General features: G+C 71.7%; 18 protein-coding genes and 1 pseudogene. 10 read left to right on the top strand and 9 right to left on the bottom strand.

Features of this window, described 5'->3' with window-relative positions:
- Window positions 1–20 precede the first annotated feature (20 nt).
- The 3 genes and pseudogenes from ACTFAP_RS15245 to ACTFAP_RS15235 all read right to left on the bottom strand — a co-directional run bounded on the left by ACTFAP_RS15245 (window position 21) and on the right by ACTFAP_RS15235 (window position 2,536).
- Window positions 21–1,028 carry an SRPBCC family protein gene (locus ACTFAP_RS15245; RefSeq protein WP_500466592.1) on the bottom strand — a complete coding sequence of 336 codons (1,008 nt, stop codon included), beginning with the start codon at window positions 1,026–1,028 and terminating at the stop codon, window positions 21–23.
- 144 nt (window positions 1,029–1,172) lie between these two features.
- Window positions 1,173–1,982 (bottom strand): annotated as a pseudogene (locus ACTFAP_RS15240) (spermidine synthase); the annotation flags it as partial.
- Window positions 1,979–2,536, bottom strand: coding sequence for a DUF2617 family protein (locus tag ACTFAP_RS15235; protein WP_500466591.1), 558 nt, complete (start codon window positions 2,534–2,536; stop codon window positions 1,979–1,981). The gene ACTFAP_RS15235 and the pseudogene ACTFAP_RS15240, both read right to left, overlap by 4 nt.
- Window positions 2,537–2,982: 446 nt before the next feature.
- Here ACTFAP_RS15235 and ACTFAP_RS15230 point away from each other — a divergent pair, with 446 nt between their 5' ends.
- The 5 genes from ACTFAP_RS15230 to ACTFAP_RS15210 all read left to right on the top strand — a co-directional run bounded on the left by ACTFAP_RS15230 (window position 2,983) and on the right by ACTFAP_RS15210 (window position 9,642).
- A complete protein-coding gene (locus tag ACTFAP_RS15230) occupies window positions 2,983–4,740 on the top strand; it encodes an ABC transporter substrate-binding protein (protein WP_495681135.1) in 1,758 nt (585 codons plus the stop codon).
- A gap of 180 nt (window positions 4,741–4,920) precedes the next feature.
- A complete protein-coding gene (locus ACTFAP_RS15225) occupies window positions 4,921–6,432 on the top strand; it encodes an ABC transporter permease (protein ID WP_390115961.1) in 1,512 nt (503 codons plus the stop codon).
- Window positions 6,433–6,443: 11 nt separating this feature from the next.
- Window positions 6,444–7,460: an ABC transporter permease gene (locus tag ACTFAP_RS15220; protein WP_453854453.1), complete on the top strand. Its 1,017-nt coding sequence runs from the start codon at window positions 6,444–6,446 to the stop codon at window positions 7,458–7,460.
- Entirely contained in the window at window positions 7,460–8,593 is a 1,134-nt protein-coding gene (locus ACTFAP_RS15215; protein ID WP_495681134.1) for an oligopeptide/dipeptide ABC transporter ATP-binding protein, read from the top strand. Before ACTFAP_RS15220 ends, ACTFAP_RS15215 begins: the two co-directional genes overlap by 1 nt.
- A gap of 2 nt (window positions 8,594–8,595) precedes the next feature.
- Window positions 8,596–9,642: an ABC transporter ATP-binding protein gene (locus ACTFAP_RS15210; protein WP_400011997.1), complete on the top strand. Its 1,047-nt coding sequence runs from the start codon at window positions 8,596–8,598 to the stop codon at window positions 9,640–9,642.
- Window positions 9,643–9,721: 79 nt separating this feature from the next.
- Here ACTFAP_RS15210 and ACTFAP_RS15205 read toward each other — a convergent pair whose 3' ends face one another.
- The 3 genes from ACTFAP_RS15205 to clpB all read right to left on the bottom strand — a co-directional run bounded on the left by ACTFAP_RS15205 (window position 9,722) and on the right by clpB (window position 13,321).
- A complete protein-coding gene (locus ACTFAP_RS15205; RefSeq protein ID WP_500466590.1) occupies window positions 9,722–10,018 on the bottom strand; it encodes an MTH1187 family thiamine-binding protein in 297 nt (98 codons plus the stop codon).
- Complete coding sequence (locus ACTFAP_RS15200; RefSeq protein ID WP_500466589.1) at window positions 10,015–10,641, bottom strand: YbjN domain-containing protein; 627 nt, start codon at window positions 10,639–10,641, stop codon at window positions 10,015–10,017. The genes ACTFAP_RS15205 and ACTFAP_RS15200 overlap by 4 nt, the downstream gene beginning before the upstream one ends.
- Before the next feature lie 94 nt (window positions 10,642–10,735).
- Window positions 10,736–13,321, bottom strand: a complete 2,586-nt coding sequence (gene clpB / locus ACTFAP_RS15195) for an ATP-dependent chaperone ClpB (protein ID WP_500466588.1) — start codon at window positions 13,319–13,321, stop codon at window positions 10,736–10,738.
- 187 nt (window positions 13,322–13,508) lie between these two features.
- On the opposite strand from clpB, the gene ACTFAP_RS15190 reads away from it, so the two are divergent.
- A complete protein-coding gene (locus ACTFAP_RS15190; protein ID WP_500466587.1) occupies window positions 13,509–14,093 on the top strand; it encodes a Uma2 family endonuclease in 585 nt (194 codons plus the stop codon).
- A 57-nt stretch (window positions 14,094–14,150) separates the two neighbouring features.
- Window positions 14,151–14,954 carry a nucleotidyltransferase gene (locus ACTFAP_RS15185; protein ID WP_495681131.1) on the top strand — a complete coding sequence of 268 codons (804 nt, stop codon included), beginning with the start codon at window positions 14,151–14,153 and terminating at the stop codon, window positions 14,952–14,954.
- On the opposite strand, the gene ACTFAP_RS15180 is transcribed toward ACTFAP_RS15185, so the two are convergent.
- Entirely contained in the window at window positions 14,951–15,766 is an 816-nt protein-coding gene (locus ACTFAP_RS15180; protein ID WP_500466586.1) for a trypsin-like serine peptidase, read from the bottom strand. The genes ACTFAP_RS15185 and ACTFAP_RS15180 overlap by 4 nt on opposite strands.
- A 207-nt stretch (window positions 15,767–15,973) precedes the next feature.
- Here ACTFAP_RS15180 and ACTFAP_RS15175 point away from each other — a divergent pair, with 207 nt between their 5' ends.
- The 3 genes from ACTFAP_RS15175 to ACTFAP_RS15165 all read left to right on the top strand — a co-directional run bounded on the left by ACTFAP_RS15175 (window position 15,974) and on the right by ACTFAP_RS15165 (window position 19,065).
- Window positions 15,974–17,857, top strand: a complete 1,884-nt coding sequence (locus ACTFAP_RS15175) for an N-acetylmuramoyl-L-alanine amidase (protein ID WP_500466585.1) — start codon at window positions 15,974–15,976, stop codon at window positions 17,855–17,857.
- Between the two features lie 38 nt (window positions 17,858–17,895).
- A complete protein-coding gene (locus tag ACTFAP_RS15170; RefSeq protein WP_500466584.1) occupies window positions 17,896–18,540 on the top strand; it encodes a phosphatase PAP2 family protein in 645 nt (214 codons plus the stop codon).
- A 78-nt stretch (window positions 18,541–18,618) separates the two neighbouring features.
- Window positions 18,619–19,065 carry a hypothetical protein gene (locus ACTFAP_RS15165; RefSeq protein WP_500466583.1) on the top strand — a complete coding sequence of 149 codons (447 nt, stop codon included), beginning with the start codon at window positions 18,619–18,621 and terminating at the stop codon, window positions 19,063–19,065.
- 11 nt (window positions 19,066–19,076) lie between these two features.
- Here ACTFAP_RS15165 and ACTFAP_RS15160 read toward each other — a convergent pair whose 3' ends face one another.
- Both ACTFAP_RS15160 and ACTFAP_RS15155 read right to left on the bottom strand, forming a co-directional pair.
- The gene (locus ACTFAP_RS15160; RefSeq protein ID WP_500466582.1) at window positions 19,077–19,862 is read right to left on the bottom strand and encodes an alpha/beta fold hydrolase; all 786 of its coding nucleotides are present in this window, start codon (window positions 19,860–19,862) and stop codon (window positions 19,077–19,079) included.
- A 228-nt stretch (window positions 19,863–20,090) separates the two neighbouring features.
- Complete coding sequence (locus ACTFAP_RS15155; RefSeq protein WP_386536767.1) at window positions 20,091–20,576, bottom strand: heat shock protein transcriptional repressor HspR; 486 nt, start codon at window positions 20,574–20,576, stop codon at window positions 20,091–20,093.
- Between the last annotated feature and the right edge of the window lies 1 nt (window position 20,577).

Genomic DNA, 20,577 nt, shown 5'->3' with positions numbered 1-20,577 from the left:
AAGACCATAACGATGCCCGCTCAGCGGCGCCGTCGCAGCACCCGTCCCACCACGACGGCCGAGGCGAGGGCGAGCGCGGCGGCCGGGGCCACCCAGCGCAGCGAGATGGAGACGGCGCCCCCGGTGCCGGGCGGCGGCGCGGGGGCGTAACGGCCGCGCGGCGGGGCGTGGTCGACCTCCTCGGCGCTGCGGCCGATCATGGTCCGGCGGGCGAAGTCGGCCTCGGGGGCCGGGGTGTGCCGGCGCGCGGCGCGTTCCCCCTCCTCCTCCAGGTCCTCCAGATCCTCCAAGTCCTCCAGGCCTTCGAGGTCCTGGAGATCCTCCAGACCGTCGAGCTCCTCCAGGTCCTCCAGCTCCGGAAGACCCTCCAGGCTCTCCAGGTCCTCGAACTCCTGCCCACCGTGCGCGGACGCCGCCGCAGGCTGACTCTCGGGGGCGGGGATGCCGGGGATGACGCGCTCGTTGTCACCGGGCTCGCCGATGCCTCCGGCGCCGCTCACCGGGGGCACCTCGCCCCGCTCCACCTCCTCCTGGCCGAGATCGGCCACCAGCGCCTCCAGGAAGCGGTCCAGCAGCCGGCGGCCCGCCGTCTCCCGCTGCCGTGCCTCGACGGCCGCCAGCCGGCCCTCGCCGCGCACGGAGGCGCTGAAGGCGAGGGTGGTGCCGGAGCCGTCGGCAAGCGTGCGCGGGGTGACGGTGAGGGTCAGCGCCGCGGTGCCGGGGCCCCGGGCCTCGCCGCCCTCGGCGGTGAGGGTGAGGGCCCCGGTTCCGGCCGGTGCCGTAACGGTCAGGGTGCCCCGGTAGGTGATGGAGGTGCCGCCGATGCGCAGCCGCAGCCGGCCGGCGACGGTGGCCGGCTCCGCCGCGGCGCCGGAACCCGCGGCGGGCGCTGAGGGTTCCCCGGGCGGCCCGGCCGGCTGCTCCCGGTCCAGCTCAAGGCCGGGAACACAACGGGCCACCCGCTCCGGATCGGCGAACGCGCTCCGCAGGACGGCGGCGGAGAACGGGACGTAGACCTCGTGTTCCATGCGGCGACCCTACCCACTGGGGCCGCTTAAACGACTAGTCCGACACAGGACACGGATCCGGCCACCCCACCTGGGGGCACTCCCGGCCGAAACCCGGGGGCGCCGCCCGGCTCCGCCCCGCTATCCCGGCTCCTCACCGGCCGCGCCGCTCACCGCCCGCTCCGCCAGCGCCGCGTCCGTGGCCCGCTCCAGCGGAGCCACCCACGTGATCAGCCCGAGCAGCACCGCGATGACCCCCGCGTTGAGCGCGAGCAACCGCCACCGCCAGGACCGGGTCAGATCGTCCCGGAACAGCCACAGCACCAGCAGCCCGCCCGCCGCCGCGTTGACGGCGCCGGTGACCAGCGCCGCCGTCACCCGCCCCAGCAGCGGCAGCAGAAGGAAGGGGAAGGCCAGCCCGCCGAGCAGCGCCCCCACGTAGTCCGCCGCCGACAGATCGGCCACGGCGCGATCCGCCTCCTGCTCCCTGATCCGCTGGATGAGCGCCATCAGCAGCGGCATCTCGGCACCGATCAGCGCCCCGATGGCGAGCGCGTAGGCGAACAGCGCCCAGCGTGCCTCGCCGCTCCACACATAGGAGAGGTAGAGCACCATGGCGCAACTGCCGCCCACCAGGCCCAGGAACGCCTCGATCAGCGCGAAGTTGGCGGCGGCACGCCCCCGCAGCCGTTTGGAGGCGAGCGAGCCGATCCCCATCGCGAAGACCATCAGCGACAGCACGACCGAGGTTTGGGTGACGGTGTCCCCCACCAAGTGGTCGGCCAGCGCGATCAGTTCCAGCTCGTAGACCAGGCCGCAGGCGGCGCAGACGAAGACGCCCGCCAGCACCAGCGCCCGGCCGATACCGGGGGGCACCGGCAGCCAGGTGGCGTCGGAGCCGGGCCCGTTGTCATGCGGCGCACCGGACCGCCGGGGCGTGGGCCGCCCCGGTGCGGGGGCGGATGGAGCTATCACGAGCCGAACATTACGTCACTCCCCGCACCCACTCTGTCACCCAAGGAAGAGCTGTGCACGCCGATCCTGGTCCGGGTGACCACCAGGCGCCGCTCCTGCGGATAGGCGTGCCAGGTGCGCCAGTGCACCTGGTGGCCGCGCCGCTGGGCGAGTAAGGCCGTGAAGGCGTTCGGGTCACCGGGGAAGGTGGCGGCCAGTCCGTAGGGATGCTCGGCGACCAGCGCCAGCAGCTCCTGCGCGCGGCCGGTGAAGGAGCCGGCGCTCAGGGTCTCGACGCGGGCGGCGAACTCGTAGTCGAAGCTGCCCAGCCGCTTGGAGACCCCCAGCGGCAGGGGCGTGTTGCTGCCCGGCATACAGGCCACGGTTTCGGAACAGGAGTCGCCCAGCGCGCTGAGCAGCACCTGATGGGAGGCGCCCAGCACGCGCAGTTGCACGCTCGCGCCCGCGAGTTCGAGATCGAGGGTGGCCAGGGACGGCAAGGGCTCGCGGCCCAGCGCCCAGGCCAGGTCGTCGGCCCTGGTGTCGGTATAGGCGGTGTGAATGGTGGTGAGCATGGGTCGGCTCCCGCATGCACGCGATCGATGGTGGGACGGACCGGCCACCGGTTACCCTCGGCCGGCTCCGTCCGCCGGGCCTGGCAGGCACTGGGCGGGACGCCCAGGCGCTGAACCCGGATACGGACATCACCGAATCACGGAACACGCCGCCCCCACAGCGTTTTTACCCAACTTCAGCAGGTTTCCATCCCCCCGGGGACAGGGTGGGTCAGGTGTTCTCCTGCCCGTGCCCGCAATGCGAACACGCGTTCACGTTGCCGATGTGCTAGCACTACGGAAACGCCCGTTTGTTCCATATATGCGCGTAGATACTGGTAACAACTCAGTCTGTTTCACATCTCGGCTGCACAACGGTCACTCTTGCGCACTTGTTCGCGCGCTGTTCTGTGACGAAGCTCTCCGCAACTTCACACTACAAGTCATCACACCGTGGAAGGCCCAAGATGACCCGAATCGGCAGGGCGTCAAAGCTGGGCGCAGCCCTGCTGGGAGGCGCACTCGTCCTCTCAGCATGTGGCAGCGACAGCGACGGCGGCGACGACGCAGGCAAGAAGAACGACGGCGGCGGGGGGTCCTCCGACACGGTGACGCTCGCCTGGGCCCAGCCGCTGGACAGCTACAACCCCACGACCGCGGGCGCGAACTCCAACGCCAACGGCACGATACTCAACGGCACCGTCGGCGGCTTCTGGGGCTTCGACGGTGAGCGCGGTCTGGTGACCCCGCACGAGGAGTTCGGCACCTACGAGAAGGTGTCCGACGACCCGCTGACGGTCGAATACACCATCAACGAGAACGCCCAGTGGTCGGACGGGGTTCCGATCGACTGCGTCGACATCCAGCTGTGGTGGACCCAGCAGGCCGGCGCCATCGGTGGTCTGTTCTCCGCCGTCGGCACCCAGGGCATCGAGGACACCACCCGCCCCGAGTGCGAGCCGGGCGGCAAGTCCTTCACCCTCGTCTACGACACCCCGTACGCCGACTGGGAGACCGCCGGCCCGGGTGTGGGCAACAACAAGATCATGCCGGCGCACGTCGTCGCCGCGCAGGGCGGTCTGAGCGAGGAGGAGCTCCTCGCCGCGCTGCTGGAGGAGGACGCCGACGCGCTGGCCGACGCCGCCGCCTTCTTCAACGAGGGCTGGCTGATCAACGGCGCGCTGCCGAACGAGGAGATCATCCCCTCCTCCGGCCCGTACAAGCTGAGCGGCTACGAGGAGGGCCAGTCGGTCACCCTGACCGCCAACGAGGCGTACTGGGGCGAGCAGCCGGCCACCAAGAACATCGTCATCCGCATGGTCGCCGAGGAGCAGCAGGTCCAGGCGCTCCAGAACGGCGAGGTCGACGTCATCCAGCCGCAGCCGACGGTGGACGTCGCCAACCAGCTGGAGAACGCGACCGGCATCCAGACCTTCCTGGGTGACCAGTACACGTACGAGCACTGGGACTTCAACTTCGACCGCGGTCCGTTCTCGGACTCGCTGGAGCTGCGCCAGGCGTTCGCCCTGTGCGCCCCGCGCCAGCAGATCGTCGAGAACCTGATCCAGCCGATCGTGCCGGACGCCACCGTCAAGGAAGTCCGTAACCTCGCTCCCTGGGACCCGGGTTACGACCTGGGCGTGGACGCCGTCGCCCCGGTGATCGCCGAATTCGGCACCACCGACATCGACCGTGCCCGCCAGATCCTGGAGGCCGAGGACGCGGTCGGTACCAAGATCCGCGTCGAGACCCTGGACAACCAGCGCCGCAACGACTCCGGCGCGCTGGTCAAGGCCTCCTGTGACCAGGCCGGCTTCGACGTCGAGTTCGTCTCCTCCGCCGACTTCTTCGACACCACCGGTGGCCTGTCGCAGGGCACCTTCGATGTCGCCCAGTACGCCTGGATCGGCTCGAACCAGATGTCCGGCTGGAACTCCACCTTCCGCACCTCCGAGTGCACCGTCGAGGGCAAGGGCAACAACAACGGTTGCTACTCCAACCCTCAGGTGGACCAGCTGCTCGACGACATCCTGGTCGCCCCCAACCCTGAGGACGCCCAGGCCATCGCCGCCGAGATCGAGCTGCTGCTGTGGGAAGACCTGGCCACCATCCCGATCTTCCAGCACCCCGGCATCACCGCCTGGGGCGACAGCGTGCAGAACATCGTTCCCAACCCGTCCCAGGGCTCCGTCACCTGGAACGTCCACGAGTGGTCCAAGGGCTGAGGCCGCGGCGGTGACGGCCCACCCGCTCCCCGGGTGAGCTGAACCCGCCGCACCGCACCACACGGCACACGCCTCACGGGGCCGGGGGCCTCAAACCCCCGGCCCCGTCTGCCATTTCTCACCTCCCGTTTCAGCCCGTACACACCTCCCACACCACTCGCACCTTCAGGAGTCAGCGCCATGCTCGTCTTCATCGTGCGGCGGCTGTTTGTCTCGATCTGGGTGTTCCTCACCGCCACGGTCGTGATCTTCTTCCTGGCCACCAAGGTCAAGGACCCGCTCGCCGACGCGCGCCAGCTGCCGGACAACACGCGCGAGAACGCCATCGCCGTGATCGTCGAACGCATGCATCTGGACGAACCCTTCATCGTCAGATATTTCCTGTGGCTCGGCGACGCGATCAGAGGTGATCTCGGCGTCAACCGGCAGGGGCTGAGCGTCAACTCGATGCTGGACGCGGCCGTGGGCGCCACTCTTCAGCTGGTCATCGGCGCCACCGTGATCTCGATCATCGTCGGCATCACCATCGGCGTGATCTCCGCACTGCGCCAGTACAGCGCCCTGGACCAGTCCGTCACCTTCGTGGCGTTCGTCTGCTTCTCGCTCCCGTCGTTCTGGATCGCCACCCTCCTGAAGGAGTTCATGGCGATCGACTTCAACGACTGGCTCGCCGACCCCGTCATCTCGGTGCCGTTCATCGCGGGCATCGCCCTCATCACCGCGCTGGCGGCCGGCGGACTCGTCGTGGGCGACCGCCGCACCCGGCTCACCGTCTTCGGCACCACCGCCGCCGGCATGGCCGTCCTGCTCGCGGTCGTCTCCGCCACCGGCTGGTTCACCGACCCGGGCCTGGGCCCGGTCGTCGTGGCCCTGACCGCCCTCGGCGGCGCCATCGGCTTCACCACCCTGGTCAGCGGCCTGGAGTGGGCACCGCCCATGAAGGCGGCCCTGGCCTCGGCCGTGATCGGCATCGTCGCCTACTTCGCGCTCGGCCCCGTCCTGGAGGACCCGAACCTGCTGACCATGGTGCTGCTCGCCCTGGTCACCGCCGGCATCGGGTACGGCCTGGGCTGGTTCCTCGGCGGCGATCTGTACCGCCGCAACGCCATCCCGGCGGCCATCTTCACCGGCCTGTTCACCGGCGCCGTGATCTTCCTGGACCGGATGCTCCAGTCCTTCGCCTCCTACAGCGACTCGGTCGGCGGCCGGCCGGTCTCCACCATCGGCGCCAACACCCCCAACTACGACGGCACCTTCTGGCAGAGCGGTCTCGACTCGTTCGGCCACCTGGCGCTGCCCAGCCTGGCGCTCGTGCTGATCTCGCTGGCCAGCTACTCCCGTTACACCCGCGCCAGCATGCTGGAGGTCATGAACCAGGACTACGTGCGCACCGCCCGCGCCAAGGGCCTGAGCGAGCGCGCCGTGGTCACCCGGCACGTCCTGCGCAACGGCCTGATACCCATCACCACCCTGGTGAGCCTCGACATCGGCACGGTGCTCGGCGGCGCGGTCATCACCGAGAAGGTCTTCGGCTGGCGGGCCATGGGCACCATGCTGCTGGAAGGCATCCAGCAGGGCGACCCGATGCCCATCATGGCGTTCTTCCTGGTCTCCGGTGGCGCGATCATCGTCTTCAACATGATCGCGGACATCACCTACGCCGTCCTCGACCCCCGTATCCGGCTGTCCTGAAGGAGATTGACATGACGGACGCGAAGCGCACAGCGCAGACGGCGGGGCCGGAGCCGGAGCCGGGACCCCAGCAGAGCACGGCCGACACCGCCCAGGGCATGAACGTCGTCGCCCGCAGCCAGGGTCAGCTGGTCCGCCGCCGGTTCTTCCGGCACAAGGGCGCCATGCTGGGCCTGGTGCTGTTCATCCTGGTGGTCGGCCTCGCGGTCACCTCCATCGGCGCGGGCCCCATACCCGGCTGGTGGGACAAGGACCCCACCACCACGGGCACGGCGCTCAACGGCGGCCGGCCCACCCTCTCCGTCATCCCCGAGTTCCTCGGGGGCGGCGGGGTCCACCTGGGCGAACACCCCTTCGGCCAGGACAACATCGGGCGCGACTACTTCGCCCTCACCATGCGCGGCGCCCAGGTCTCCCTGGTCATCGCGCTGCTGGTGGGCCTGATCGCCACCTTCGTCGGTACGGTCATCGGTGCCGCCGCCGGCTACTTCCGCGGCTGGACCGAGTCCTCCCTGATGCGGTCCACCGACGTGCTCATCGCCATCCCCACCCTGCTGATCGCCGGCCTGATCGGCACCATGATCGCGGGCCGGGGCATCGTCCTGTTCGGGGTCTTCCTGGGCCTGGTGACCTGGATGCAGACCGCCCGCCTGGTGCGCGGTGAGGTGCTGTCCCTGCGCGAGAAGGAATTCGTGGAGGCCGCCCGCTCGGTGGGCACCTCCTCCAAGCGGATCATCTTCAAGCACATCCTGCCCAACACCATCGGCATCATCATCGTCTCCGTGACGCTGGCGATCGCCTCCGCGGTGCTGCTGGAGACCGGCCTGTCCTTCGTCGGCCTGGGCGTCCAGCCGCCGGACACCTCCCTGGGCCGGCTGATCAGCGACTACCAGACGGCGCTCGGCACCCGCCCGTGGCTCTTCTACTGGCCCGGTGCCTTCATCATCCTGATCGCCCTGTCGGTGAACTTCATCGGCGACGGTCTGCGTGACGCCTTCGATCCCCGACAGAACCGGGTGCGTGACTGATGTCTGTGACCAAACCCCCCGCGGTGACCGAGGCGGCCGAGGACGTCCACGAGGCACTGACCCTGGCCGACGCCCAGCGGCCCACCGATGAGGCCATCCTCGAAGTCAGCAACCTGACCGTCGAGTTCCCCACCGACGACGGTGTCGTCCGTGCCGTGCGCGGCGTCGACTACACCCTGCACGCCCGCGAAGTGCTGGGCATTGTCGGCGAATCCGGATCCGGCAAGTCGGTCTCCTCGATGGCGGTCATGGGCCTGCTGCCCAAGTCCGCCCGCATCAAGGGCTCCATCCGCTACCGGGGCCAGGAGATGCTGACCATGCGCCCCAAGGAACAGCGGGCGCTGCGCGGCAAGAAGATCGCCATGATCTTCCAGGACCCGATGACCTCGCTCAACCCGGTCCGCTCCATCGGCGACCAGCTCGCCGAGGCCGTCCTTGCCCACCACCTCGTGCCGCGCAAGGAGGCGCTGGCCCGGGCGAAGAACATGCTCGACCTGGTCGGCATCCCGCAGGCCGGGAAGCGTCTTGGCGCGTACCCGCACGAGTTCTCCGGCGGTATGCGGCAGCGGGTGATGATCGCGATGGCGATCATCAACGACCCCGACGTCATCATCGCGGACGAGCCCACCACGGCACTCGACGTCACCGTCCAGGCGCAGATCCTGGAGAAGCTGCTGGAGGTCAAGGACGAGGTCAACGCGGCGATCCTGATGATCACCCACGACCTCGGGGTGATCGCCGGCATGGCGCACCGCACCCTGGTGATGTACGCGGGCAAGCCGGTGGAGATCGGCGGCACGGACCAGGTGTTCTACGAGCCCCGGATGCCCTACACGGCCGGTCTGCTGGGCTCCATCCCGTCGCTGGACGGGGACCGCGAGGACCGGCTGCGGCCCATCGTCGGCACGCCCCCGTCGCTGATCCACCTGCCCCCCGGCTGCCCGTTCGCGCCGCGCTGCCCGCTGGCGACGCGGGAGTGCACGGACAGCGAACCCGAGCTGACCGAGGCCGGCGAGGGCCACCGGGCGGCCTGCCACCACAGCGACCGGCTCGCCGAGGCGGAGGACCCGACGGCGTTCTTCCGCGAGGACACCGCCGCAGTGACGGAAACGACCGAGAGCAAGGAGGGGTGACGATGACGACCACGGCAACCACGGACCTGTCGAAGGCCCCCGAGAAGACCGCGGGACCCGGCGACGAACTGCTGCGGGTCGAGAACCTGGTGGTCAACTTCCCGGTGCGCGGCGGCGGCCTGATCCGCCGCGTCACCGGCCAGGTGCAGGCCGTCAGCGGCGTGTCCTTCAGCGTCGGCACCGGCGAAACCCTCGGCGTGGTCGGCGAGTCGGGCTGCGGCAAGTCGACGACCGGGCGCGCCGTGCTCCAGCTGATCAAGCCGACCTCCGGCTCGGTGAAGTTCAACGGCAAGGAGATCACCGGGCTCAAGCCCTCCCAGCTGCGCCCGGTGCAGCGCGAGACCGGCATGGTCTTCCAGGACCCGTACGCCTCGCTCAACCCCAAGCTGCCGGTGAACGACATCATCGCCGAGCCGCTGAAGGTGCAGGGGCAGTGGCGGGACGGCGGCAAGGACCGGGTCGCGGAGCTGCTGCGGCTGGTGGGGCTGAGCCCCGAGCACGGCAACCGCTACCCGCACGAGTTCTCCGGCGGCCAGCGGCAGCGCATCGGCATCGCCCGGGCGCTGGCGCTGTCCCCGAAGCTGCTGGTGCTGGACGAGCCGGTGTCCGCGCTGGACGTGTCGGTGCAGGCCGGTGTCGTCAACCTGCTGGAGGACATCCAGGACCGGCTCGGCGTCGCGTACGTCTTCATCGCGCACGACCTGTCGGTGGTGCGGCACATCTCCGACCGGGTCGCGGTGATGTACCTGGGCAAGGTGGTGGAGACCGGCGAGCGCTCCGAGGTGTACGAGCGGCCCTCGCACCCGTACACGCAGGCGCTGCTGTCGGCGGCCCCGCTGGCGGACCCGAAGAAGGAGCGGCAGCGGCGCCGTACGGTGCTCACCGGTGACGTGCCGAGCCCGCTGGACCCGCCGAGCGGCTGCCGCTTCCGTACCCGCTGCTGGAAGGCGCAGGACATCTGCGCCACCGAGGAGCCGGAGCTGAAGGACCGCGGCACCGGGCATCCGGTCGCGTGCCACTTCGCCGAGGAGAACACCGCGGTGGTGTGAGCGCGGGCGGCAGGCCCGAACGCGTGACGGCGGGCCCCGGGGATCACCCCGGGGCCCGCCGTTCGGTGTCTGGCTGCCCTCAGCCCTCGCCGAGGATGCGCTCCACGGTGGCGACCTTGCTGTGCAGGCCGTCGGTGACGCCCTCGCGCAGATCGGCCTTCAGCACCAGGCTGACCCGCCCGGCGTGCGCCTGGACGGCCTCGGTGGCGCGCTTGACGACGTCCATGACCTCGTCCCACTCGCCCTCGACGCTGGTGAACATGGCGTCGGTGCGGTGCGGCAGCCCGCTCTCGCGGACCACGCGGACGGCGTCGGCCACGGCCTCGCCGACATCCTCACCCGTGCCGATGGGGGTGACGGAGAACGCGACGATCACGCGTCGTCGCCACCCTTCCGCGTCTCGCCACCGTTGTCGTCGCCGTTACCGGCGTCTCCGTTGCCGGGCTCGCCGTCGCCGGTGTCGCCGTCGCCGGACTCGGCGTCCTGCTCCAGACCCAGGGTCTCCACCAGCCACTTGTCGAACTCGATCGAGGCCCGGATCCAGCTGACCGTCGTGTTGACGAAGTGGTCGGGCGCCACGCCCAGGCCGATCAGCAGCTGCGACTCACCGATGAGCCGGACCGTGCCGTCGTCATTGGTGTGCGTGTAGACCTTGGGCCACAGCGTGCGGCGGTTCCAGTCGTCGATGGTCTCCAGCAGCCGGCCCTTGTCCTCGATGCTGTGCGGCCGGTCGTAGAAGGTGCGCACCGAAAGAATCCGCTGCTGCTTCTCCCCGCGGAACATGAAGTACGTGCGGAACTTCTCCCAGGGGGCGACCAGGTCGCCCTCCTTGTCCGTCACGTACTTCAGCTTCATCCGCTCCAGGAGCTGCTTGATCAGGTCCTGGTTGGGCATGATCGGTCCGGTCGGCTTCTTCGCTCCGCCCTGACCAGGGGTCTTGTTCTCCGGCTTCTCCGGTTCGCCGCCGAAGTTCGGAATCGCGGAGGGATCGACAGACACGGGATGGGTCCCTTTCCTCGGTATAAGGAGACACTGCCATCCTCGCTCATCCCCGCCCCGTTCTGGCAAGCAGTACGGGACGGGAAAGATCACCTCATCCGGCCGGAACCGCCGACACCAGCAGCCCGCCGCCCTCGGCGGACGGCTCGACCCGCACGGTGTCCCCGTCCCGGACCTCCCCGGCCAGGATGCGGCGCGCCAGCTGGTCGCCGATGGCCGTCTGGACCAGCCGGCGCAGCGGGCGGGCACCGTACGCCGGGTCGAGGCCCTCCTCGGCCAGCCAGTGCAGCGCGGGTTCGGTGACCTCCAGGGTGAGGCGGCGGTCGGCGAGCCGGCGCTGGAGCGAGTCGATCTGCAGCCGCGCGATCCGGCCCAGCTCGGAGATGTCCAGGGCGCTGAAGATGACCAGGTCGTCCAGCCGGTTCAGGAACTCGGGACGGAAGGCGGCCCGTACCGCGGCCAGCACCTGCTCACGCCGCTCGTGCGGCTTGGCCAGCGGGTCCATGAGGTGCTGGCTGCCGAGGTTGGAGGTGAGGATGAGGATGGTGTTGCGGAAGTCGACGGTACGGCCCTGGCCGTCCGTCAGCCGCCCGTCGTCCAGCACCTGGAGCAGGATGTCGAACACCTCGTGGTGCGCCTTCTCCACCTCGTCGAGCAGCACGACCGTGTACGGGCGGCGGCGCACCGCCTCGGTCAGCTGGCCGCCCTCCTCGTACCCCACGTAGCCGGGGGGCGCCCCGACCAGGCGGGCCACCGAGTGCTTCTCGCTGTACTCGCTCATGTCGATGCGGACCATGGCGCGCTCGTCGTCGAAGAGGAAGTCCGCCAGGGCCTTGGCCAGCTCGGTCTTGCCGACGCCGGTGGGGCCCAGGAAGAGGAAGGAGCCGGTGGGCCGGTCGGGATCGGCGACCCCGGCGCGGGAGCGGCGCACGGCGTCCGAGACGGCCCGTACGGCGTCGGTCTGGCCGATGAGGCGGCGGCCCAGCTCCTCCTCCATGCGCAGCAGCTTCTCGGTCTCGCCCTCCAGCAGGCGGCCGGCCGGGATGCCGGTCCAGGAGGAGACCACGTCGGCGATGTCGTCCGGGCCGACCTCCTCCTTGACCATGGTGGCGCGGGCGACGGTCTCCTGCTCGGCCTCGGCGGCGTCGGCGAGTTCCCGCTCCAGGGCGGGGATCTCGGCGTACAGGAGCTTGGAGGCCGTCTCGAAGTCGCCGTCGCGCTGGGCGCGCTCGGCCTGGCCGCGCGTCTCGTCGAGGCGCTCCTTGAGCTCACCGACGCGGTTCAGGCCCTGCTTCTCCTTCTCCCAGCGGGCGGTGAGGCCGCGCAGCTCCTCCTCGCGGTCGGCGAGCTCGCGGCGCAGCCGGGCCAGCCGCTCCTTGGAGGTGGCGTCGGACTCGTTGGCCAGGGCCAGCTCCTCCATGCGCAGCCGGTCCACCGAGCGCTGGAGTTCGTCGATCTCCACCGGGGAGGAGTCGATCTCCATGCGCAGCCGCGAGGCGGCCTCGTCGACGAGGTCGATGGCCTTGTCCGGCAGGAAGCGGGAGGTGATGTAGCGGTCGGAGAGGGTGGCGGCGGCGACCAGCGCGGCGTCGGCGATCTGCACCTTGTGGTGCGCCTCGTACCGTCCCTTGAGGCCGCGCAGGATCGCGATGGAGTCCTCGACGGTGGGCTCGGCGACCAGGACCTGCTGGAAGCGGCGTTCGAGGGCGGCGTCCTTCTCGATGCGCTCGCGGTACTCGTCGAGGGTGGTGGCGCCGACCATGCGCAGTTCGCCGCGGGCGAGCATGGGCTTGAGCATGTTGCCGGCGTCCATGGCGGAGTCACCGCCGGCCCCGGCGCCGACGACGGTGTGCAGTTCGTCGATGAAGGTGACGATCTGGCCGTCGGAGGACTTGATCTCGGCGAGGACGGCCTTCAGCCGCTCCTCGAACTCTCCCCGGTACTTGGCGCCGGCCACCATGGCGCCGAGGTCGAGGGAGACCAGGCGCTTGTTCCGCAGGGACTCGGGGACGTCGCCCTTGACGATGCGCTGGGCCAGCCCCTCGACGACGGCGGTCTTGCCGACGCCGGGCTCGCCGATGAGGACCGGGTTGTTCTTGGTGCGGCGCGAGAGCACCTGGACGACGCGGCGGATCTCGTGGTCACGGCCGATGACGGGGTCCAGCTTGCCCTCACGGGCGGCGGCGGTGAAGTCGGTGCCGTACTTCTCCAGGGCCTTGTAGGTGTTCTCGGGGTCGGCGGTGGTGACGCGCTGGGCCCCGCGGGAGTTCTGGAAGGCGTCGGCGAGCGCCTTGGCGTCCAGCGGCTCGCCGGCCTTGCCGCCCCGGTCGGCGATCCCGATCAGGAGGTGCTCGGTGGAGACGAACGTGTCCCCGAGGTCGGCGGCCCGCCGCCCGGCGTCGGCGAGCACGGCCATCAGCTCGCGGTTGGGCTGCGGACGGCTGACGGTGCTGCCCTGCACGGTGGGCAGCGCCCCGAGCAGCCGCTCGGCCCCGGCCCGCAGTGCGGCGGCGTCGGCGCCGGCGGAGGCCAGCAGATCGCGGATGTTCTCGTTGTCCTGCCCCTCCAGGAGGGCGAGCAGCAGATGCGCCGGGGTGATGTCACTGTGGCCTTCGGTGAGTGCCCGGTCATTGGCACCACTGATCGCTTCCCGGCTCCTGTTGGTCAGCTCGGCACTCACGTCGCGTTACTCCTCCGGCTTGCCTCATGGACCATGCGATAAGTTGAGCGTACTCCACTCAAGGCAATTTTCGCACCTGGCAGCCGGGGAAAAGGACCACCGGCCGACCCGGCCGTCGCCGGCCTCTTTCGAGTGAAGAGCCCCTCCTCCACCACCCACGCCATGACCGAGGACGCAGGATGACCCCGTGACGACTGCGACGGCGGCGGCGGACGGCGGGGGCCGGTGGCTCACGGACAGCTTTCTGGCCCTGAGTGACCACACGCCGGAGGGCTTGCGAGCCGAACTGATCGACGGGGAGATCGTCCTCTCACCGCCGCCGGACGGCCACCACGAACACATTCTGAGCCGCATCACCCGGCAGTTCTGCCTGCGGACACCGGACACCGTGGCGTTCTCCTTCAACAAAGGACTGGCGCTGCCCGGGAGTGCGGCCGGCGGGCCGGCGCACCACGTCATCCCGGATCTCACCGCTGTCGCGGCGGCCCGGGGGTTCCGGGGCACCCCGGCGTGGATGCCGCCCGCGGAGGTGGTGCTCACCGGCGAGGTGACCGGCGGGAACCCCGGGCGGGACCGCCACGACAAGCGGCGCTGCTACGCCGCCGCGGGGATCCCGTGCCATCTGCTCGTGGACCGGGAGCGCCGGACCGTGTCCCTGTGCACCGAGCCGTCCGGGGCGGAGTACACGCTGATCCGCACCGTCCCGTTCGGCAGGCCACTGCCCCTCGTCGAGCCGTTCGGGTTCGCGCTGGAGACCACTGACTTCGGCTGAGGCCAGAGCGCCGGATAACCACTCGCCGGACAGGCGCCGTACCGGGACAGTGGCTCCATGGACGAGCGAGGGCTGAACCCGGACGGGACCATCGCGCGGGAGGGCTCCCTGGCGCGGGTCGCGGAGCCGTACCGGCCCGTCGTCGCGGCGGCCCGGGAGCGGATCGGTGAGGTCTTCGGGGGCTCACGGCTGCACAGCGCGTACCTGTACGGCAGCATCCCGCGCGGCACCGCCGTGCCCGGGATCTCCGACCTCGACCTCCAGCTCGCGCTGCACGACGAGCCCACCCCCGCCGACCGGGCGGATGCCAGGGCCCTGGAGGCCGCGCTCGACACGGCGTTCCCGCAGATCGACGGGGCCGGCGTGCTGCTCGGCAGCCGCCGGGCGCTGCTGGCCGAGGACGTCCGGTACGACGCCGGGTTCTTCCTCGCCTGCCTGTGCACCCCGCTGCTGGGCCCCGACCTCGCCGCCCGGCTGCCCCGTTACCGTCCCACCTCGCTCCTCGCCCGCGAGACCAACGGCGATCTCGCCCGCAGGATCCCCGGCTGGCGCGCCGAGGCGGCCGGGGCCCGTACGGACGCCGAGCGCCGGGCGCTGAGCCGCCGTGTCGCGCGGCGGGTGGTGCGCACCGGGTTCACCCTGGTGATGCCGCGCTGGGGCGGCTGGACCAGCGACCTCGCGGCCTCCGCGGAGATCTTCGGCCGCTACTACCCGCGACGGGCCGCGCAGGTGCGCCGTGCTGCGGCCATCGGCCGGGAGCCGTGCGCCGATCCGGCCGCGCTGCGCTTCCTCATCGAGGAGCCGGCCCCCTGGCTGGCCGCCGAGTACGCGGCCGTGCACGGCGTTCCCGCGCCGCGCTAGGGGGCGTCCGCCGACGCCGCCTGCTCCAGCAGGTCCCGCGCCTCCTCGGGGAAGGGGCGGCCCACGACGCGGCCGGTGCCGGTGCCGGCCGACATCACGGCCACCAGCGTGCCGCTGCCGCTCTCCGGGTCGTAGTCCTGGAGCCAGGGCCCGCCACTGGCGCCCTCGGTGAGGTCGCAGTCCTCCAGCAGCAGCCCGCCGACATTCGCCGCGGGCGCGTCCGGGCCGTCCAGCACCCGTGTGGCGCCCGAACAGGCGCGCAGCGACTCCCCGTCGTACGGGGCGGACGCCGGATAGCCGAGGGCGTCCACGTCCTTGCCGTCCGGCACCGGCGCGAACGCCAGGGTGTTCGCGCCGTGCGTCTGCTGGATGGTGCGCCCGTCCTTCTCCTCCACCGTCAGCAAGGCGTAGTCGTGGGGCAGGAGGTCGGCGATGTCCCCGTCCGGCTCCGGCTGCCACTGCTGCGGGGTGTGGAAGGCGAGCACCCGCCAGCCGTCGCGCTGATAGGTGCTCAGGCCGTGGTCGTACCCGGGCACGAACCACACCTCGGCGGGCGGCTGCGGCCGCTCGGGCGAGCTGACGCAGTGCGCGGCGGTGGCGATGACGCTGCCGCCCGGCGCGTCCACGATCGCGCCGGAGCAGACCCCGAGACGGCCGTTGTCGTCCAGCTCCCAGATGATCTTGCCGACCGTGCCGGGCGCACCGTCCGCCCAGGGGTCGGCGGCGAGCGCGGCGGGGGCAGCGGCGCCCTGGACGGTGACGGTGAGGGCGCCCGCGGTGAGGGTGGACAGCAGGCGGTGGGGGAGGTCCATGCGGAAACGGTCCTGCCGGGGCGCGGGCGCTGTCCAGCTCCGTCATTCGATCGGGTGAAGAGATCACGGAACGGCAACGGAGAGGGGCATCCGGCCGGTCTTCAGGGGTGTGGACCGATGACGGCAACACCCCTGTCGCACCCACGCATTGACGCGGACATGAACAACCACTACCCCTGTACCCGACGCGCAGCGAAGGAGCCCGCCATGCGACGACACCCCCCGGGGTTCTCCCGCCTCAGCACCGCCTGCGCCGCCCTGGCCCTCGCGCTGCCGCTGCTGCTCGCCGGGCCCAGCTCCCCGGGGGCCGTCGCGGCCGACGACGACCGGGCCCTGCAGGCGGCGTTCGGCGCCGCCGCGCGGGAGTCGGGGGTCCCCGAGCCCGTGCTCCTCGCGGTCTCCTATCTCTCCTCCCGCTGGGAGAGCCACGGCGGCGCCCCCAGCGTCACCGGCGGGTACGGACCGATGCATCTGACGGACGCCGCCACCGCGCTCGCCGGAGAGCCGGACCCGCGCGGGGACGACGCCCGCACCCCGCAGACCCTGGCGCGGGCCGCCACGCTCACCGGCCTCGACCCGGGCGAGCTGCGCGCGCGGGACGCGGCCAACGTCGCGGGCGGCGCCGCCCTGCTGGCGGAGCATCAGCGCGCCCTGGGGCTGCCGCCGAGCCCCGACCCCGCCGACTGGTACGGGGCGGTCGCCGCCTGGTCGGGCGCCGACACCCGGGAGGCCGCCGAGGTCTTCGCCGACGAGGTCTACACGGTCCTGCGCGAGGGCGCCGCCCGCACCACCCCCGAGGGGCAGCGGGTGGTCCTGCCCGCCACCCCCGTCACCCCGGACAGGGCGCAGAGCACGGCGCTGGGGCTGCCCGATCCGCCGCGCGACCCCCGGGTGGAGTGCCCGCGCACCGTCTCCTGCGCCTGGCTGCCCGCGCCGTACGAGGAACTGGACGACGAGGGTGGCTACGGCAACCACGACAAGGCCGACCGGCCGCACTCCCAGTCGATCGACTACATCGTCATCCATGACACCGAGGCCACCTGGGAGCGCACTCTCTCGCTGGTCGCCGACCCGGCCTATGTCTCCTGGCACTACAGCCTGCGCTCGGCCGACGGCCACATCGCCCAGCACGTGCCGACCAGGGACGTCGGCTGGCACGCCGGGAACTGGTACGTCAACGCCAAGTCGATCGGCCTGGAGCACGAGGGCTTCCTGACCGACCCGGACGCCTGGTACACGGAGGCGATGTACCGCACCTCGGCCCGGCTGGTGCGCCATCTGGCCCGCGCCTACGACATTCCGCTGGACCGGCAGCACATCCTGGGGCACGACAACGTCCAGGGCACCGTCACCGCCAACGTGCCCGGCATGCACACCGATCCCGGCCCCTACTGGGACTGGTCGCACTACTTCGACCTGCTGGGCGCCCCGCTGCACCCCACGGCCGGGCCGCGCGGCGGGCTGGTGACCATCGCCCCGGACTACGACCGTCACTCTCCCGTGTACACCGACTGCGAGGGCACCGCCTGTGCGCCGCACGGCTCCTCGGCGGTGCGGCTGCACACCGTGCCGGACGCCGGCGCCCCGCTGGTCCGGGACATCGGCACCCATCCCGGCGGGGACGGCACGTCCTCCACCGGGGTCAACGACGTCGGCGCGCGGGCCACCGCGGGGCAGCGGTTCGCGGTCGCGGAGCGGCGCGGGGAGTGGACGGCGATCTGGTACCTGGGCCAGAAGGCGTGGTTCCACAATCCGCCCGGAGCACCGACCGCCTTCGACGCGCAGGGCTGGGTCGTCACCGGCAAGCGGGGCGCGGAGACCATCCCGGTGTACGGGCGGGCCTACCCGCAGGAGTCCGCGTACCCGCCGGACGTGCCGTACCAGCCGGTGAGCCCGCTGAGTTACGAAGTGCCGGCGGACCAGGTGTACGCGGTGGGGCTGCGGACGACCAGCGAGTACTACCGGGCGGTGACGTTCGACCCGGCCGACCATCAGGTGGTGCGCGGCGAAACGTACTACCAGATACAGGTCGGGCACCGGATCGGCTTCGTCAAAGCGAGCGATGTCAGCGTGCGCTGGTCCGCGCGGTGACGCGCGGCAGGGGCCGGAAGGGGGCCTAACCTGCCCCAATGGCCCGCTCTTTGCTGACCGCCGCCGTCTCAGGTGTGTTGTTCGTGCTGCTGACCGTGGCCGTGCTGGTGCACGGCCGCGAGCCGTTCGGGATCGACACCGCGCTGACTAACTGGTTTGTGGAGCACCGCTCCTCCGGGCTCACCCAGGTGATGAGAGCGATCACCGATTCGGGTACCGGGGTGGTGCCGATCCTGCTGATGGCCCTGGCCGGCGCGCTGGCGGCGCGGCGCTCCGGCGGCATCGCCGTCGGGGCGCTGGCCGGGGTCGGGGCGCTGGTGGTGGGGCAGTTGCTGCGGTACGGGCTGGTGCAGGTCATCAACCGGCCCCGTCCGCCGTCGGTGGACTGGGTGGTGCACGCCGCCGCGCCGTCCTTTCCCTCGGGGCACACCACGACCTCGGCGCTGGCCGGATTCACCCTGTGCACGGTGCTGTTGCTCACCGTGCGGCGCAGCGCGGCACGGACGGCGGCCGTGGTGCTACTGCTGTGCTGGACGGTGGCGGTCGGAGTGAGCCGGGTGTACCTCGGGGTGCACTGGGCGACGGATGTGCTGGGGGGCTGGCTGCTGGCCGGCTTCCTGGTGTTCCTGGTGCTGCCGGCGGTCCCGACGCTGGCGCCCAAACGGCTGCCCCTGCCGGTCTGACCGGGCGTCCGCCGCGTACGGTCCCTGCCGGTGAACAGCCGGTGGCACCAGGGGTGTTGAGAGGTCCATACTCGGCGGATGCGTTCGCGTTCGCTGGGAGCCGCCGTCGTGGTGGCCGTGGTGTCAGCCGTTGCCGGGTGTGGTGCCGCCGTCGAGGCGGGGCCGGATCCGGGGCCCTCCCCGCAGGTGGAACGGACGGCGCCCGGCCCGGACACCCCGCTGAAGGTGGCGCCGTGGACGCCGGAGGCGGTCGCCGCCGAACCTCCCGAGGAGGGGCTCACGCCCGCCTCGCCGACCCCGGCACCGCCCCCGGCGCCCGAGCCGGAACCCGAACCCGAGCCGGAACCGGACCCGGCGCCCGCCGGCGCGGAGGGCGCGGAGGAGGACGCCGGTACGGAGGAACACGCACCGGGCCCCGGCCGCGGCGATCACCACGGAAACCGGGACGGCGGCGGTCACTGCGGACCCGCCCGTGAGTGGCTGGAGGAGTGGCAACGGGACTGGTGCGACATGGTCTTCGACTGACCGCGCCCCACTCAGGGGGTGAGGAAGCCGCGGACGGCCTCCGCCACGCCCACCGGGTCGTCGTCGTGGATCCAGTGCCCGGCGGCGGGAAACTCCAGCAGCCGGGCCCCCGAGCGGCGGGCGGTCATCTCCCGGGCCAGCGGGCCGGGCAGCAGCGTGCTGTGTCCGCCGCGCAGCACCAGCGCGGGGCAGCGGGAGCCGAGCCATCGCGGCCACCAGTCCCCGACTCCGCCCGCCTGCACCTCCGTCATCGTGTCCCAGTCGAACAGCAGCCGCCAGCCGCCGCGTTCCTCGTCCGGGACGGCGCTGGCCATGAAGTACGTGGCATCCGGTACGCCGGCCGCCTCGATCGCGGCGGCGAGCGCCTCCCGGGTGGGCGCGGTGGCCGGCCAGCCGCGCACGTCCAGCACGGGACGCTCGATCTCCGGGCGCCGCATCACCGGGCCGACATCCTCGATGATCAGCGCGGACACCAGGTCGGGCCGGCGCGCGGCGAGGTGGTACGCGACGATCCCGCCCAGCGAGTGGCCGAGCACCGCGACCGGCCGGCCGCCCCGCTCCTGGACCAGATCCGTCAACAACCGCTCGGCGTCGTCGGTGAACCGCTCGACGCCGAAACCACCGGGGCGCGGCGGACAGTGCCCGTGACCGCGCTGGTCGGGCGCGAGCACCCGGAAGGCGGGGCCCAGATCGGCGGCGAGACGCGCGAAGATCGCCCCCCGCCCGAAGCTGCCGTGCAGGGCGAGCAGAGATATCCCGTCCCCGCCCGAATCCAGTCCAGGTGCTGTCCATGCCATGCACGCGACCTTAGGTTCCCGGACACGCACCGGTCCCCCCGTTTTCCCGGCCCGGCACCAGCGGAGAGCCACCACCGCCGACCACCGGAGCGCCCCCGGCCCCTCGTCGTCCCGCGCCGCCCGGCGCCGGGTGACGGACGCCCGGCGGGCGCCCGAGCCGGACAGCCGCCCCGCGCACGGCGAGGGGCCCGGTGCGTTCGCACCGGGCCCCTCGTACGCGCGTTCCGCTCAGCCGCGCCGGTCGGGCCGCCACACCACGACGGCACCCTGGTGGGTGACGTCCTGGTAGGGCACCAGGTCCCGCCGGTAGGAGGCGTGCACCTGGGCCTCGCGCTGCCGCATGGCCAGCGCCGCGCCCTCCAGCGCCTGCTGCATCTCGGCGGCCTGTGCGCGCAGCACCGCCACCTGATGCTCCAGCTCGATGATCCGCTTGATCCCCGCGAGGTTGATGCCCTCGTCCTGGCTCAGCCGCTGCACCTCGCGCAGCATCTGGATGTCACGGGCGGAGTACCGCCGCCCGCGCCCGGCCGTACGGTCGGGGCAGACCAGACCGAGCCGGTCGTACTGACGCAGCGTCTGCGGGTGAAGTCCGGACAGCTGGGCCGCGACCGAGATGACGTACACGGGGGTGTCGTCGGTCAGCGGGCCGGGGCCCGGCCCGGGGCCTCCACCTGGTGAGCGGGGCCCGGATCCTGGTGCGTTCCAGCCGTCCATT

It is taken from the genome of Streptomyces sp. PH9007 (assembly GCF_059813725.1).
The sequence above is the reverse complement of the archived record's forward strand: the minus strand, read 5'-3'. Positions and strand labels throughout refer to the sequence as shown.